Here is a 17,189-nt window from a genome sequence, read left to right as displayed (position 1 = left end):
TGTCATGCCTCGCCGAACTCGGCGTCGATCAGCTTGAAAACCTCGTCCGCGGTCGCGGCGGCCTCGATCCGTCCGCTCGTTTCCTGTCCGCTGTCGGAGATGTCGGCCAGCAGAGCCCGCAGGCGGCCGGCCACGCGCTGCTTCTCGCCGTCCGTGATCCCGGCGAGCATGTCCTCGAGCTTCTTCAGTTCCGTGTCGATCGGCGGTTCCGCGGTGACGCCGCCGATCTGCGAGAGGAGCAATAGCGCGACCGCCCTCGATGTCGGGTGGTCGAAGACCAGCGTCGCGGGCAGCCGTACGCCGGCGGCCTGCGTCAACCGGTTACGGAGCCCGACGGCGGCCAGCGAGTCGAAGCCGAGCTCCTGGAACGCGCGGTCCGGGTCTATTGCCGCGCCGGAGGCGTAACCGATGACGGCCGCTGCCTGCGCCCGCACGAGGTCGAGTACGACCTGCTCCCGGTCGGCCTCCGCCACACCGGCGAGCCGCTGCGCCAGCGAGCCGCTCCCCGATGATTCGGTCGCTCGCTCCGGCATCCGGACCAGCCCGCGAAGCAACGCGGGCAGCAGCCCGGCCCGCGCCTGCACCCGTAGTGCTGCCGGGTCCAGCCGCACCGGTGCCAGCAGGGCCGTGTCGGCCTCCAGGCTCTGGTCGAACAGGTCCAGGCCCACTTCGGCCGTCAACGCGACGACGCCCATCTGCTCGAGCCGTGCGAGCTCGGTCTCACCGAGATCGGCGGTCATCCCGCCGGCTTCCGCCCACAGGCCCCAGGCCAGCGAGGTGGCGGGCAGGCCCTCCGTGCGGCGTTTGGCCGCGAGCGCGTCCAACGTCGCGTTCGCTGCAGAATAGTTGGCCTGGCCGGGGCTGCCGATCAGTGAGGCGACGGAGGAGAACAGTACGAACGCCGACAACTCCATACCGGCGGTCAGCTCGTGCAGATGCCACGCCGCGTCCACCTTCGGACGCATCACCCGCTCGACCTGCTCCGGCGTCATCGCCTCGATCACACCATCGTCCAGCACACCCGCCGCGTGTACGACCGCCGACAGCGGCTGCTCCAACGAGCCGAGCAGTCCGGCGAGCTGGTCACGGTCCGAGACGTCACACGCCTCGACCCGCACCGTGGCGCCGGCCGTCTCCAGCTCGTCGACGAGCTCCGCGACACCGTCGGCGGCCGCGCCACGACGGCTGACCAGCAGCAGCTGCTTCACACCGTGACGCTGAACGGCGTGCTGGGCGAACAGAGCGCCCAGACCACTGGTTCCACCGGTGATCAGCACGGTCCCGTCCAGTGCGGGCATGGCGTCCGGTGCCGTCGACACGCGCGCCAGGCGCGGGGCAAGCAGTCGGCCGCCGCGCACGGCAAGCAGCGGCTCGTCCAAGCCGAGCACCGTGCCCCACTCCGGCTGTTCGGCGTTGCCGTCGAGGTCCACGAGCAGGAACCGGCCCGGGTGCTCCGACTGCGCACTGCGTACCAGGCCCCGCACCGGCGCCTGAGTCACGTCCACGGTCTCGTCACCGATGGCGGCACCGTTACGGGTCACCACCACGAGCCGCGCCTCGCCCAGCCACTCGCTGGCGAGCCACCGCTGCACCAGGGCGAGCGCGCCGGCCGCAGCGGCCCGTGCAGCCTCGGGCGCGTCGCCCGTCGGCGCCTCGATCATGGTGACGACGACCTCGGGGGCCGCCGCGCCAGTGGCGAGCGCCTGCTCCAGTGCGTTCAGGTCCGCGAACCGCTCGCCCGGCACCTCGATGTCGCCGAGGACCGCAATCCGCGCCGATGTCGACGCGGTGGTCGGGACCGCGGCCCAATCGACCTGGTAGAGCGACCGCTGCCCGCCCCGCCGCGCGGCTTCCAGCTGTGCCTGCTCGACCGGGCGGACGTCGAGACGCCCCACGCTCGCGATCGTGGTGCCGTCCTCGGCCGCGATGTCGAGCCGCAGCGCGGCCTCACCCGCCAGGCCGATGCGCACCCGCAGCCGGGTCTGTCCGACGCGGTCCAGCCGTACCCCCGACCAGGAGAACGGCAGACCGCCCGGGTTGTCGCCGCCGCGGTCGAGCATCCCGAGCCCACCGTGCAGTGCGGAGTCGAGCAGCGCCGGGTGGACCCCGAACCCGTGGGAGTCACCCGCGACATCGGGCAGTTCGAGCTCGGTGTAGACCTCGTCACCTGCCCGCCACGCCGCCTGCACGGCCCGGAAGGCGGGGCCGTAGTCGAAGCCGATGTCGGTCAGGCGCGCGTGGTCGTTCACGCGGGCGTAGAGGGTTTCGACGGCGATCGGTTCAGCCTCGGCGGGCGGCCACTGGAGCGGGAAGGCCGCAGCCGGTTCGGCGTCCGTGGCCAGCCAGCCACGCCCGTGGCAGGTGGTCTCCGCCTGCTCGTCGTCCTCACCGGTCTCCGGTCGGGTGTAGACGGCGACCTCGCGGCGACCGTCCTCCCCCGCCTGACCGACGGTCACCTGGACCTGGAGTGCGACATCGTCCTCCAGGAGCAGCGGTGCTTCCAGCACCAGTTCACCAAGCACCGGGCAGCCCACCTGGCGGCCGGCTGTCAACGCCATCTCCACCAGTGCGGCACCGGGCACCAGGACCATCCCGAAGACCATGTGGTCGCGGGTCCAGGGCTGGGTGTCCTGCGAGATCCGCCCGGTGAGCACCCACTCGTCACGGTCGCCGACCTGCACCGCCGCCGACAGGATCGGGTGCCCGATACGGCTCTGACCTGCCGCTGCGGCGTCGCCTGCGCTGGTTCCCGGGCTCAGCCAGTAGCGCTCGCGCTGGAAGGCATACGTGGGGAGCTCGACGCGCTTGGCGCCGCTGCCGTCGAACAGGACGGTCCAGTCGACCGTCACGCCGGTGGTGTGGGCTTCGGACAGGGACAGCAGGAACCTGCGCAGACCGCCCTCACCACGCCGCAGGGAACCCACCACGCCGACGCGGTCCTGGACGCCGTGTGCGGTCAGGGTCTCCTCGACCGCCATCGCCAGCACCGGATGCGGCGACATCTCCAGGAAACACCCCGTCCCGTTGTCCGCCAGAGCCCGCACGGCAGGTTCGAAACCGACCCGGCCGCGCAGATTCCCGTACCAGTACGAGCCATCCAACGTCGCAGTGTCGACGAACCCGCCCATGGCCGTGGAGTAGAAGGGCACGCGTCCCGACACGGGCGCGAGAGGCGCCAGGACCTTCAGCAGTTCCGCCTCGATGGTCTCCACCTGCACCGAGTGGGAGGCGTAGTCCACCGCCACCCGACGCGCCCGGATACTCTCGCGCTCACAGCCGGCGACGATCTCGTCCAGCGCACCCGGCTCACCCGCGATCACCACCGCCGCCGGGCCGTTCACCGCCGCCACCGACACCCGGCCCTCGAACGGGAGGAGTAGTTCCTCGACCTGCTCCACCGGCAGGCCCACCGACACCATGCCGCCCAGGCCGGCCAGACGCTCACGCACCAGACGACTGCGCAACGCCACCACCCGCGCACCGTCCTCCAACGACAACCCGCCCGCCACACACGCGGCGGCGATCTCGCCCTGCGAGTGCCCCACCACCGCCGACGGCTCCACCCCATGGGCCCGCCACAGACCCGCCAGCGAAACCATCACCGCCCACAACACCGGCTGGACCACATCCACCCGCTCCAGCGACGGCGCACCCTCCACCTCACGCAGCACATCCACCACACGCCAGTCCACAAACGCGGACAGCGCCTCGTCACACGCCGCCATCTGCTCGGCGAACGCCGAAGAGGAATCGAGGAGTTCCACCGCCATACCGGCCCACTGCGCCCCCTGACCCGGGAACACGAACACCGGCTTGCCACCGACCGCACGGCCCTCGACCACATGCTCGGCCGGCTCCCCGGCAGCCAGAGCGGCAAGCCCCGCCAGCAACTCCTCACGGCCGGCCGCGACCACCGCACCACGATGCTCCAACCGCGCCCGCGTCGTCACCGCCGAGAACGCCGTGTCCGCGAGAGACACCTCCGGCTCGGCCACAAGGTGCGCCCGCAGACGAGCGGCCTGCTCTCGCAACGCCGCCGCAGACTTCGCGGACACAAGCACCGGAGCCGCTTCCAGCGGCCGGGACGGCTCGACAACCTCCGGCGCCTCGGTAGGCGCTTCTTCGAGGATGACGTGCGCGTTCGTGCCACTCACACCGAACGACGACACACCCGCACGCCGCGGACGCCGCTCCGACGAAAGCCACTCCCGCGCCTCCGTCAGCAGCTCGACGTCACCCGCCGACCAGTCGACGTGCGGGGACGGCTCGTCCACGTGCAGCGTGGCCGGCAGCATGCCGTGCCGCATCGCCATGACCATCTTGATCACACCGGCCACACCCGCAGCCGCCGAGCTGTGACCGATGTTCGACTTGATCGACCCGAGCATCAGCGGGCCGCTCTCGTCCCGGTCCCGGCCGTAGGTCGCCAGCAGCGCCTGCGCCTCGATCGGGTCGCCCAGCTTCGTACCCGTGCCGTGACCCTCCACCGCGTCGATCTCGGCAGCGCTCAGGCCGGCGTTGGCGAGCGCCTGGCGGATGACCCGTTCCTGCGAGGGACCGTTCGGTGCGGTCAGACCGTTGCTCGCACCGTCCTGGTTCACCGCGCTGCCGCGCAGCACCGCCAGTACCCGGTGGCCCTTGCGGCGGGCGTCGGACAGCCGCTCCACGACCAGCAGGCCCAGGCCGTCCGAGAATCCCGTGCCCTCCGCAGAGGCCGAGTACGCCTTGCAGCGTCCGTCCGGCGACAGCGCTCGCTGGCGGCTGAACTCGGTTAGCAGATACGGGCCGGACATCAGCGTCACACCGCCCGCGAGTGCCATCGAGCACTCGCCCGATCGCAGTGCCTGCGATGCCAGATGCAGTGCCACCGCCGAGGACGAGCACGCCGTGTCCACCGACACCGACGGCCCCTCCAGCCCGAGCGTGTAGGAGATGCGGCCGGACAGGACGCTCGTCGTGGTGCCGGTCAGGCGGTAGCCCTCCAGCTCCGAGCTCGTCGGGCCGCCGTAGTCCGAGGTGACCGCGCCGCAGAAGACTCCCGTGTCGCTGCCGCGCAGGGAGGTGGGGTCGATGCCCGCGTTCTCGAACGCCTCCCACGCGGCCTCCAGGATCAGCCGCTGCTGCGGGTCCATGGCCAGCGCCTCGCGCGGACTGATCCCGAAGAACTCCGCGTCGAACTCACCCGGCCGTTCCAGGAAGCCACCGCCACGCGTGTACACCTTGCCGGGCTCGTCGGGGTCCGGGTCGTAAAGCCTCTCCAGGTCCCAACCGCGATCGGTGGGCAGGCCCGAGATCGCATCCCGACCGGACGCCACCAACTCCCACAGGTCCTCCGGCGAGGTCACCCCGCCCGGATAGCGGCAGCTCATACCGACGATCGCCAACGGCTCGTCGTCGGACGCCCGTCGCGACCGCACCACGGCACGCGACTCCTTTGCGACACCGCCGACCTCGGCGAGGAGCAGCCGGGCGACCGCCACCGGGGTCGGGTGGTCGAAGACCAGCGTCGCCGGCAGCCGCACACCGGTGGACTGGGACAGTCGGTTGCGCAGTTCGACGGCGCTCAGCGAGTCGAAGCCGAGCTCCTTGAACGCCCGTTCCGGGTCGATCGCCGCACCGGAGGCGTGCCCGAGGACGGATGCGACCTGCGCCTGCACCAGTTCCAGCACCACCCGCTCGCGGTCGGCCTCCGCCACACCCGCCAGCCGCTGCGCCAATGAGCCACCCGCTCCGGCCCCACGGGCCGGCACCCGGACCAGCCCGCGCAGCACGGCGGGCAGCAGACCCGCCCGCGCCTGCGCCCGCAACGCACCCAGGTCCAGCCGCACGGGCGCCAGCAGCGCCGCGTCCGATCCCAGCGCCTGGTCGAACAACCCGAGCCCCAGCTCGGCGGAGAGCGCGGCGACACCGGTCCGCTCGAGTCGCGCGAGGTCGGCCTCGTCCAGCCCGTCGGCCATGCCGCCGGCTTCCGCCCACAGGCCCCAGGCCAGCGACGTCGCCGCCAGCCCTTCTGCACGCCGCTTCGCCGCGAGCGCGTCCAACGTCGCGTTCGCCGCAGAGTAGTTGGCCTGGCCGGGGCTGCCGATCAGTGCGGCGACGGAGGAGAACAGTACGAACGCCGACAACTCCATGCCGGCGGTCAGCTCGTGCAGATGCCACGCCGCGTCCACCTTCGGACGCATCACCCGCTCGACCTGCTCCGGCGTCATCGCCTCGATCACACCGTCGTCCAGCACACCCGCCGCGTGTACGACCGCCGTGAGCGGTCGGTCCAACGAGGCGAGGAGAGTGGCGAGTTGGTCACGGTCCGAGACGTCGCAGGCCTCGACCCGTGCGGTCGCGCCGGCCGTCTCCAGCTCGGCCACGAGCTCAGCGACACCGTCGGCGGCCGGGCCGCGACGGCTGACCAGCAGCAGTTGCCGCACTCCGTGGTGCTCGGCCAGGTGCCTGGCGAACAGCGCACCCAGACCACCCGTGCCACCGGTGATCAGCACAGTGCCGTCCAGTGCCGGCATGGCACCGGGTGCCGTCGACGCGCGCGCCAGGCGCGGGGCAAGCAGTCGGCCGCCGCGCACCGCGAGCTGCGGCTCGTCCAGATCGAGGAGCGAACCCCACTCCGGGGCATCTTCACCGTCGAGGTCCACGAGCAGGAACCGGCCCGGGTGTTCGGCCTGGGCGCTGTGCACCAGACCCCACACCGGAGCGTGGGCCACATCCGGCCTCTCGTCACCGATGGCGACCGCGTTACGGGTCACCACCACGAGCCGTGCCTCGCCCAGCCACTCGCTGGCGAGCCACCGCTGCACCAGGGCCAGCGCACCGGCCGCAGCGGCCCGTGCGGCCTCAGCCACGTCAGCGGTACCGACCGGAGTCCCGACGGGGGCGACGACCACCTCAGGCGCCTGGGCACCCTCGGCCACCGCCGACTCCAACGCGTCGAGATCGGCGAACTCGTCGCCGAGGACTGCCACCCGTACCGACGCCGACGATGCGGGCGACGCAGCCGTGACTTCGGTCCAGTCGAGCTGGAACAGCGGGTTCCGCTGTCCGCGTTGGGCGTCGCCGAGCCGGGACTGCTCAACCGGGCGGACGACGATGGACCGCACCGACACGACTGCGGCGCCGGATTCGTCGACCGCGTCGAGGCTCACCGAGGAGTCGCTGGTCGCGACGGCGCGGACGCGCAGTCGCGTGACGTTCTCCTGCTCCAGCCGTACGCCGGTCCAGCTGAACGGCATCCGATGCCCGCTGCCGTCCCGGTCGGTCAACATGATGACGCCGCTCTGCAGGGCTGCGTCGAAGAGGGCGGGGTGGATGCCGAAGCCTTCGCCGCCGGTGTCACCGGGCAGTTCCACCTCGGCGTAGGTGTGGTCGCCGTCGCGCCAGGCAGCGCGCATCCCGTGGAAGAGGGGACCGTAGTCGTAGCCGAGGTCCGCCAGCTTGGCGTAGAGAGTGTCCACGGGCAGTTGCTCGGCGTCGGCGGGCGGCCACTCGGCGGGCCACGGAGCGATCGGCTCGGCTTCGGGGGCCAGCAGGCCGCGGGCGTGGCAGGTCGCGTCCTGCTCGTCGTCCTCGCCGGTCTCCGGGCGGGTGTAGATCGCCACCTCGCGGCGACCGTCCTCCCCGGCCGGACCGACCGTGACCTGTACCTGCAGCGCCGCGTCGTCTTCCAGGACCAGCGGCGCCTCCAGCACCAGCTCGTCCACCACGGGGGCATCGGCCTCGCGGCCGGCGGTGAGCGCGAGCTCGACCAGCGCGGTGCCGGGGACCACGATGGTCCCGAGAAGCAGATGCTCGGCGGTCCAGGGCTGGGTGTCGATGGACAGGCGTCCGGTCAGCACCCATTCGTCGCGGTCGCCGACCTGCACCGCGGCCGACAGGATCGGGTGTCCGATACGGCTCTGACCTGCCGCCGCCGCATCACCCGCGCCCGTGCCCGGGGCCAGCCAGTACCGCTCCCGCTGGAACGCATACGTCGGCAGCTCCACCCGCCTGGCACCCGTGCCCGCGAAGAACGCATCCCAGTCCACGTGCACCCCGGCGATGTGCGCCCGGGCCAGGAACCCGGCAAACGTCGACGCCTCCTCCTGCTTGGCCCGCAACGCCGACACCAACACAGCATCCACATCCACGTCCCGGGCCTCGCCGTCCTCCAGACACTGGCGTGCCATCGCGGTCAGCACACCGTCCGGACCCAACTCCAGGAACCGGCGCACCCCCAGATCCCACAACGTCTGCACGCCGTCGGCGAACCGCACCGCCTGCCGCACATGACGCACCCAGTACTCCGGATCCGCCACCTCCGCCGACACCAGCCCACCGGTCACATTCGACACCAACGCAATCCGCGGCTCATCGAACCGCAGACCCCGCACTGTCTCCTCGAACTCGGCGAGCATCGGCTCCATCCGCGGCGAGTGGAACGCATGACTGACCCGCAACCGCGTCGCCTTACGCCCCTGCCACCCCGCCAACCACTCCTCGACCGCATCCGCATCACCCGACACGACCACCGCCCGCGGCCCGTTCACCGCCGCGATCTCCAACCGGCCCACGAACCCGGCCAGCGACTCCGCCACCTCCACCTCACCGGCCTGCACCGCGACCATCGCACCACCAGCCGGCAACCCCCCCATCAAACGACCACGCGCCACCACCAGCTCACACGCATCCGCCAGCGACAACACCCCCGCCACATGAGCCGCCGCGATCTCCCCCACCGAATGCCCGATCACATAATCCGGACACACACCCAGCGACTCGACCAGACGGAACAGCGCCACCTCCACCGCGAACAACGCCACCTGCGTGAACTCCGTCGCATCCAGCAACAAAGCCCCCGCCGAACCCTCCTGAGCCTCCAACAACTCCCGAACCGAACAACCCACCCGCGGATCCAACTCCGCGCACACCTCGTCCAACACCTCGCCGAACCGCGGGAACACCGCCGCCAGCCCCACACCCATACCAGCCCGCTGAGACCCCTGACCCGTGAACAGGAACGCCGTCCTGCCACCCACCACACGACCCTCGACCACACCCGCAGCCGACTCACCCACAGCCAGAGCCGCAAGCCCCGCCAGCAACTCCTCACGACCGGCCGCGACCACCGCACCACGATGCTCCAACCGCGCCCGCGACATCACCGCCGAAAACGCAACATCACCCAGGGACACATCGGGTTCAGCAAGCAGACGCTCCCGCAGACGAGCAGCCTGCTCCCGCAACGCCACCGCGGACTTCGCCGACACCACCACCGGTACGACGCCAGGCGACGAGGACGCGGCCGACTCGGCAGGCTCCTCGGCCGGCGCCTCCTCCACGATCACGTGCGCGTTCGTGCCGCTGATCCCGAACGACGACACACCCGCACGCCGCGGACGCTGCTCGGAGGCGGGCCACTCCCGCGCCTGCGCCAGCAGCTCCACCGCACCCGCCGACCAGTCCACATGCGGCGACGGCTCGTCCACGTGCAGCGTCCTGGGCAGCACGCCGTGCCGCATCGCCATGACCATCTTGATCACACCGGCCACACCCGCGGCGGCCGACGTGTGCCCGATGTTGGACTTGACCGACCCCAGCAGCAGCGGACCGTTCCCGTCCCGCTCACGGCCGTAGGTCGCCAGCAGCGCCTGTGCCTCGATCGGGTCACCCAGCTTGGTGCCGGTGCCGTGGCCCTCGACCGCGTCCACCTCGGACGGCCGCAGACCCGCATTGGCGAGCGCCTGGCGGATGACCCGTTCCTGCGAGGGACCGTTCGGCGCGGTCAGACCGTTGCTCGCACCGTCCTGATTCACCGCACTGCCACGCAGCACCGCCAGTACCCGGTGGCCCTTGCGGCGGGCGTCCGACAGCCGCTCCACGACCACCAGACCCAGGCCGTCGGAGAAGCCGGTGCCGTCCGCGGACGCGGCGTACGCCTTGCAGCGCCCGTCCGGGGAGATCCCGCGCTGGCGGCTGAACTCGACGAAGAGGAACGGTCCGGCGAGCACGGTGACGCCGCCGACCAGTGCCATCGAGCACTCGCCCGACCGCAGGGACTGCGCCGCCATGTGCAGCGCCACCAGCGAGGAGGAGCACGCGGTGTCCACGGTGACGGCCGGGCCCTCCAGGCCGAGGGTGTAGGAGATGCGGCCGGAGACGATGCTGCCCTGCGTTCCGGTAAGGCGGAATCCCTCGAGTTCCGGCAGCATCGAGCCGCCGTAGTCCGAGGTGACCGCGCCGCAGAAGACTCCCGTGTCGCTGCCGCGCAGGGAGGTGGGGTCGATACCCGCGTCCTCGAACGCCGCCCAGGCACCCTCGAGCGCAAGCCGCTGGGCCGGGTCCATCGCAGTGGCCTCGCGCGGGCTGATCCCGAAGAACTCCGCGTCGAAGTCACCGACACCGTCGACGAAGCCGCCCGCGCTCGTGGAGAGCGTGCCGAGCTGCTCGGGGTCCGGGTCGTAGAGCCGTTCCAGGTCCCAACCGCGGTCGGTGGGCAGCGGGGACATCGCGTCCCGACCGGAGGCCACCAGCTCCCACAGGTCCTCCGGCGAGGTCACCCCGCCCGGGTAGCGGCAGCTCATACCGACGATCGCCAACGGCTCGATGTCGCCCTGTTCCAGCTCGCGCACGCGGCGGTTCGCCGTGCGCAGTTCCGCTGTGACCTTTCGCAGGTAGGTGCGGAGCTTCTGCTCGTCCGTGTTCCCCGTAGTCATGCCGACCCGAGCTCCTTGTCGATCAGATCGAATATCTCGTCGTCGGACGCCACATCGAGCTCGTCGTCCGTCCCGGTGTCCGTGTCGTGCGCCTGGCTGTCGTGGCCGCCCAGGACGGCACGCATCCGGTTGCTCAGGTAGCGCAGGCGCGGCTCGATGTCGGCGAGGACGCGCTCGTCGCTCGCCGCCGTGATCAGCAGCGCCTCGAGTCCCTTGAGCTCCTCGTCGAACGGCGATCCGGCTTCCTCGGTGGTGCCGCCGCCGACCTCCTTGAGGAGCAGTTGGGCGACCTCCGCCGGGGTCGGGTGGTCGAACACGAGGGTGGCGGGCAGTCGCAGCCCGGTGATCCGTGTGAGCCGGTTGCGCAGCTCGACCGCGGCCAGCGAGTCGAAGCCGAGCTCCTTGAACGCCCGGTCCGGGGGGACCTCGGCGCCCGACGCGTTGCCGCGGACCGCCGCCACTTGTGCCTGCACCAGTTCGAGCACGACCTGCTCGCGGTCGGCCTCCGTGAGGCCGGCAAGCCGCTGGGTGAGTGATCCGCCGACCGACTCGGCGCGCCGGGCGGGCGCGCGGACCAGTCCGCGCAGCAGGGCGGGCAGCATCCCGTCCCTCGCCTGGATGCGCAGTGCAGCCAGGTCAAGACGCACCGGGACCAGCAGCGCTGCATCCGATGCGAGGGAGGTGTCGAAGAGCTCAAGTCCGAGCTCGGCGGGGAGCGCGCCGACTCCGGTTCGCTGCATGCGTGCGAGATCTGCCTCGTCCAGTTCGCCGGTCATGCCGGTGGCGTCGGCCCACAGGCCCCAGGCCAGCGAGGTGGCGGGCAGGCCCTGGGAGCGGCGTTTGGCTGCGAGCGCGTCCAGAGCGGCGTTGGCCGCCGCGTAGTTCGCCTGCCCCGGGTTTCCCAGCTGCGCCGCGGCGGAGGAGAACAGCACGAATGCCGACAGCTCCAGGTCCGCGGTGAGTTCGTGCAGGTTCCACGCCGCGTTGATCTTCGGGCGCATCACCCGCTCGATCTGCTCGGCGGTCATCGCCTCGATCACGCCGTCGTCCAGTACGCCTGCGGCGTGTACGACCGCCGTGAGCGGCTGCTCCAGCGACGCGAGCAGTCCGGCGAGTTGGTTCCGGTCGGACACGTCGCACGCTTCGACCCGCACCGTGGCGCCGGCCGCCGCCAGCTCGGCGACGAGTTCCGCGACACCGTCGGCGGCCGCGCCGCGACGGCTGACCAGCAGCAGTTGCTGCGCCCCGTGGTGCTCGGCCAGGTGCTTGGCGAACAGTGCACCGAGTCCGCTGGTGCCACCGGTGATCAGCACCGTGCCGTCCGGGTCCAGGGACTGCGGGACTGTCAGGACGACCTTGCCGATGTTGTGGCCCTCGCGCAGGAACCGGAGCGCCTCGCGGCCTCGGCGCACGTCCCATGTCCGGATCGGTGAGGGCGTGAGCACGCCCTGCTCGAACAGGGCGGTGATCTCGGTCAGCATCTCCTGGATCCGCGCCGGGCCTGCTTCGAGGAGGTCGTAGGAGCGGTACCGCACGCCGGGGTGCGCGCCGGCGATGACCTCGGGGTCGCGGATGTCGGTCTTGCCCATCTCGATGAACCGGCCACCGCGGGGCAGCAGGTCGAGTGTGGCGTCGACGAACTCGCCCGCCAGGGCGTTGAGGACGATGTCCACGCCCTGGCCGCCGGTCAGCTCTAGGTATGCCTCGCGGAATGCGAGGTCGCGTGACGAGGTGATGCGCTCGTCCGCGACGCCCAGCTCCCGTACCGCGTGCCACTTGTGGGCGCTCGCGGTCGCGAACACGTCCGCACCGAAGTGACGGGCCAGCTGGACGGCGGCCATACCGACACCGCCGGCCGCGGCGTGTACCAGCAGTCGTTCACCGGAGTGCAGACCGGCGAGGTCGACCAGGCCGTAGTACGCGGTCAGGTACACCACTGGCACGGCCGCGGCCTGTGCGAATGTCAGGCAGGACGGCATCGGTACGATCGTCCGCCGGTCCGCCACCGCCACCGGACCGAATGCGTCTGTGATCAGGCCGAACACCCGGTCGCCCGGCTTCAGATCCGTGACCCCTGCGCCGACCTCCAGCACCACACCGGCAGCCTCACTGCCCAGCGGCGCCTCGCCCGGATACATCCCCAACGCGATCAGCACGTCACGGAAGTTGACGCCCGCCGCACGGACACCCACCCGGACCTCGCCAACACCCAGCGCACGCCCGCCCTCGGACGGCACCAGCGCCAGATCCTCCAGCGAACCCGCCCGGCCCACCGCCAACCGCCACGCCTCACCCGCCGGCAACGACGCACCCGCACGACCCAACCGCGGCGCCAACAACCGTCCACCACGCACCGCCAACTGCGGCTCGTCGAGACCGAGGAGCGAACCCCACTCCGGAACCTCGTTGTCGTCCAGGTCCACGAGCAGGAACCGGCCCGGATGCTCCGACTGCGCACTGCGCACCAGACCCCACACCGGAGCGTGGGCCACATCCGGCACCTCGTCACCGACACCGATGCCGTTACGGGTGGCCACGATCAGCCGCGCCTCCCCCAGCCACTCACTGGCCAGCCACCGCTGCACCAGCGCCAGCGCCTCGGCCGCGGCCGCCCGCACCGACTCGGCCACCTCACCGGTGTGCGCCCCCATCAGGGCGACGACCACCTCAGGCGCCCGGGCACCCTCGGCGAGCGCCAGCTCCAACGCCTGCAGATCGGCGAACTCCTCACCGAGCACCTCAACCCGAGCCGACGCGGCAGGCGCGGCCTGGATCTCAGCCCAGTCCACCTGGAACAGTGAGTTCTTCGTGCCCTGTGCACGGTCGAGTTGCACAGGATCCAGCGGACGGAGTCCGAGGGCGTCGACGGCCAGGACCGTTGCCCCGGACTCGGCGACCACGTCGATCCGCAGGGCGGAGTTGCCGGCCGGGGCGATCCGCACGCGTGCCCGGGTCACACCGACCTCACCGAGCCGCACGCCGGACCACGAGAACGGGAGATCCACCGACGATCCGGCCTCTTTGGACAGCATGCCACCGTGCAGCGCGGCGTCGAACAGTGCCGGGTGACAGCCGAAGCCGGCGCTGTCGGTGTCGTCCGGGAGTGCGATCTCGGTGTAGACGTCGTCACCGGCCCGCCATGCGGCGCGCACGCCCTGGAACAGGGGCCCGTAGTCGAGGCCGATGTCTGCCAGCCGTGGGTACAGGGTGTCGACGGCGACGGGGTGGGCACCGGCAGGCGGCCATTGGGCCGGGAACGGTACGGTCGGATCGGCCTGGGGGGTCAGCCAGCCGCGCCCGTGGCAGGTCGCTTCTCTCAGCTCTTCTTCGGTCATGCCCTCGGGGCGGGAGTAGATCGCCACCTCGCGGCGGCCGTCCTGTGCGGCACCTGCCACGGTGACCTGAACGTGGAGCGCCGCGTCCTCGGACAGGACCAGCGGTGCTTCCAGCACCAGTTCACCAAGGACGGGGCAGCCCACCTGGCGGCCGGCGGCGATCGCCATCTTCACCAGTGCGGCACCGGGCACCAGGACCATCCCGAAGACCATGTGGTCGCGGGTCCAGGGCTGGGTGTCCTGCGAGATCCGTCCGGTGAACACCCATTCGTCACGGTCGCCGATCTGCACCGCGGCGCCCAGCACCGGATGGTCCACCCGGACCAGGCCGGCCGCAGCAGCGTCACCCGCGCCCACGGTGCTGGTCAGCCAGTAGCGTTCGCGCTGGAAGGCGTATGTGGGGAGCTCCACGCGTTTGGCGCCGCTGCCGTCGAACAGGACGGTCCAGTCGACCTGGATGCCGGCGGTGTGGGCTTCGGACAGGGACAGCAGGAACCTGCGCAGACCACCCTCACCACGCCGCAGGGAACCCACCACGCCGACACGGTCCTGGACGCCGTGTGCGGTCAGGGTCTCCTCGACCGCCATCGCCAGCACCGGATGCGGCGACATCTCCAGGAAACACCCCGTCCCGTTGTCCGCCAGAGCCCGCACGGCAGGCTCGAAACCGACCCGGCCGCGCAGATTCCCGTACCAGTACGAGCCATCCAACGTCGCGGTGTCGACAAACCCGCCCATGGCCGTGGAGTAGAAGGGCACGCGTCCCGACACCGGCGTCAGGGGCGCCAGGACCTTCAGCAGTTCCGCCTCGATGGTCTCCACCTGCACCGAGTGGGAGGCGTAGTCCACCGCCACCCGACGCGCCCGGATACTCTCGCGCTCACAGCCGGCGACGATCTCGTCCAGCGCACCCGGCTCGCCCGCGATCACCACCGCCGCCGGGCCGTTCACCGCCGCCACCGACACCCGGCCCTCGAACGGGAGGAGCAGCTCCTCGACCCGCTCCACCGGCAGCGCCACCGACACCATGCCGCCCAGGCCGGCCAGACGCTCACGCACCAGACGGCTGCGCAACGCCACCACCCGCGCACCGTCCTCCAACGACAACCCGCCCGCCACACACGCGGCGGCGATCTCGCCCTGCGAGTGCCCCACCACCGCCGACGGCTCCACCCCATGGGCCCGCCACAGACCCGCCAGCGAAACCATCACCGCCCACAACACCGGCTGGACCACATCCACCCGCTCCAGCGACGGCGCACCCTCCACCTCACGCAGCACATCCACCACACGCCAGTCCACAAACGCGGACAGCGCCTCGTCACACGCCGCCATCTGCTCGGCGAACGCCGAAGAGGAATCGAGGAGTTCCACCGCCATACCGGCCCACTGCGCCCCCTGACCCGGGAACACGAACACCGGCTTGCCACCGACCGCACGGCCCTCGACCACATGCCCGGCCGGCTCCGCCGACGACAGCGCACTCAGACCGCTCAGCAGCGCACCCCGGTCCGTGGCGACCACCACGGCACGGTGCTCGAGCTGCGCCCGCGTCGTCACCGACGAGAACGCCGTGTCCGCGACTGACACCTCCGGCTCGGCGATCAGATACGCCCGCAGACGGTCGGCCTGCTCCCGCAACGCCGCCTCACTGCGCGCCGACACCAGTACCGGCACCACGGGCGACTCGGTGGCCTCGACCGGGGCGTCGACGCTCTCCTCGGCGGGCGCCTCCTCCAGGATCACGTGCGCGTTGGTGCCGCTCACGCCGAAGGAGGAGACCCCCGCACGGCGGGGACGCTGCTCCGAGGCGGGCCATTCCCGGGCCTCGGTCAGCAGCTCGACCTCGCCCGAGGCCCAGTCCACGTGCGGCGACGGCTCGTCCACGTGCAGCGTGGCCGGCAGCACGCCGTGGCGCATCGCCATGACCATCTTGATCACACCGGCCACACCCGCGGCGGCCTGGGTGTGACCGATGTTCGACTTGACGGACCCCAGCATCAGCGCGCCGCTCCCGTCCCGCTCACGGCCGTAGGTCGCCAGCAGCGCCTGCGCCTCGATCGGGTCACCCAGCTTCGTGCCGGTGCCGTGGCCCTCGACCGCGTCCACCTCGGACGGCCGCAGACCCGCATTGGCGAGCGCCTGGCGGATCACCCGTTCCTGCGAGGGACCGTTCGGCGCGGTCAGACCGTTGCTCGCACCGTCCTGATTCACCGCACTGCCACGCAGCACCGCCAGCACACGATGACCCTTGCGACGCGCCTCCGACAGCCGCTCCAGCAGGACCAGTCCCACGCCCTCGGCCCAACCCGTGCCGTTGGCGGCGGCCGCATACGACCGGCACCGCCCGTCCGGCGAGATCCCGCGCTGGCGGCTGAACTCGATGAAGACGTTCGGCCGGGCGAGCACGGTGACGCCGCCGACCAGTGCCATCGAGCACTCACCCGAGCGCAGAGCCTTGGCCGCGACGTCCATCGCGACGAGTGAGGACGAGCACGCGGTGTCGACCGTCACGGCCGGTCCCTCGAACCCGAACGTGTACGAGATCCGGCCGGACGCGACACTGCCGGCCGAGGAGATCGTCAGGTATCCCTCGATCTCGGACCGCCGGGCGCTCGTCCCTGCGACGAACCCGTAGTCCTGGTACATCACGCCGCAGAAGACACCCGTGTCGCTGCCGCGCAGGGACGTCGGGTCGATACCCGCGTCCTCGAACGCCTCCCACGCGGCCTCCAGCAGCAGCCGCTGCTGCGGGTCCATCGCCATCGCCTCGCGCGGGCTCAGTCCGAAGAACTCCGCGTCGAACTCACCGGCGCCCTCCACGAACCCGCCCTCACGGGTGTAGGCGGTGCCGGGGTTGTCCGGATCGGGGTTGTAGAGCCGGTCCAGGTCCCAACCGCGGTCGGCGGGGAACTCCGATGTGCCGATGCGCCCCTCGGTCACCATCGCCCACAAGTCGTCCGGCGAGGTCACCCCTCCCGGATATCGGCAGCTCATACCGACGATCGCCAACGGCTCGCTCGCTCGGTCCTCGTACTCGCGCAGCCGGGCCTTGGTCGCGCTGAGATCCACGGCGACCCGCCTCAGCGACTCGACGAGCTTCCCCTGCTGGAGGTCGTTGCTGTCACCACTCATGACCATGTTCTTTCTGAGGTAG

General features: G+C 71.3%; 2 protein-coding genes. Both read right to left on the bottom strand.

Annotation, left to right across the window (positions count from 1 at the left end; all coding sequences use genetic code 11):
- Positions 1 to 2: 2 nt before the first annotated feature.
- Complete coding sequence (locus OGH68_RS35465) at positions 3 to 10,697, bottom strand: type I polyketide synthase (RefSeq protein WP_264249689.1); 10,695 nt, start codon at positions 10,695 to 10,697, stop codon at positions 3 to 5.
- The gene (locus OGH68_RS35460; protein ID WP_413471147.1) at positions 10,694 to 17,104 is read right to left on the bottom strand and encodes an SDR family NAD(P)-dependent oxidoreductase; all 6,411 of its coding nucleotides are present in this window, start codon (positions 17,102 to 17,104) and stop codon (positions 10,694 to 10,696) included. Before OGH68_RS35460 ends, OGH68_RS35465 begins: the two co-directional genes overlap by 4 nt.
- Between the last annotated feature and the right edge of the window lie 85 nt (positions 17,105 to 17,189).

It is taken from the genome of Streptomyces peucetius, assembly GCF_025854275.1.
In the GTDB taxonomy this organism is placed as follows: domain Bacteria; phylum Actinomycetota; class Actinomycetes; order Streptomycetales; family Streptomycetaceae; genus Streptomyces; species Streptomyces peucetius_A.
This window is presented reverse-complemented; position numbering and strand designations above follow the sequence as displayed.

What these genes read in the sequence shown, in the direction of transcription:
- OGH68_RS35465 (WP_264249689.1), bottom strand. Translation starts at nt 10,697, where the DNA reads ATGACTACGGGGAACACGGACGAGCAGAAGCTCCGCACCTACCTGCGA.